This window comes from Streptomyces sp. BK79, from assembly GCF_044142145.1.
In the GTDB taxonomy this organism is placed as follows: Bacteria; Actinomycetota; Actinomycetes; order Streptomycetales; family Streptomycetaceae; genus Streptomyces.
Map to the genome: position 1 here is coordinate 1 of NZ_JBHVOC010000092.1, position 557 is coordinate 557.

Sequence of the window (557 nt, forward strand, 5' to 3'; positions counted from 1 at the left end):
AGGGGGACTTGAAGAAGGGCGGCAGCCAGAGGCAGTCCACGCCCAGCCATTGCAGGTAGTCCAGCTTTGCGGTGAGGCCCTTGAGGTCGCCGACGCCGTCCCCGTCGCTGTCCTGGAAGGAGCGGACGAGGACCTCGTAGAAGACGGCTCGTTTGAACCAGTCCGGGTCACGGTCCTTGGCCGGGGTGTCCTCGAAGGTGTCCGGCACGGGCTCGTTGACGATCATATGGTGGGTGACCCTCCGATCTGCGGGTGGGACGGTCGCAGAACCGTGCAGACGTGCGCGGGCGTGACGCCCGGCTCCAGGCGCACATAGTTGGCCCTGCCCCAGTGGTAGGTCTCGCCGGTGAGCTCGTCGCGCACCGGCACCGACTCGTGCCAGTCCAGGCCGAGTTGCGGCATGTCCAACGAGACCGTCGCCTCCTGGGTGTGGTGGGGGTCGAGGTTGACGACCACCAGAACCGTGTTCGACCCCTGCCGTTTCGAGTAGGCGATCACCTCCTCCTTGTCGGTGGCGTGGAAGTGCAGATCGCGCAGTTGGCGCAGGGCCGGGCTCT

The 557-nt window shown here is 66.6% G+C and carries 1 protein-coding gene and 1 pseudogene; both read right to left on the bottom strand.

The window, feature by feature from the left end; all coding sequences use genetic code 11:
- Positions 1–226, bottom strand: a 226-nt coding sequence (locus ACFIF2_RS35920; RefSeq protein WP_395577492.1) for an alpha-amylase family glycosyl hydrolase, incomplete at its 3' end; no start/stop codon positions are given.
- A pseudogene (locus tag ACFIF2_RS35925) lies at positions 223–557 on the bottom strand (alpha-1,4-glucan--maltose-1-phosphate maltosyltransferase); the annotation flags it as partial. The pseudogene ACFIF2_RS35925 and the gene ACFIF2_RS35920, both read right to left, overlap by 4 nt.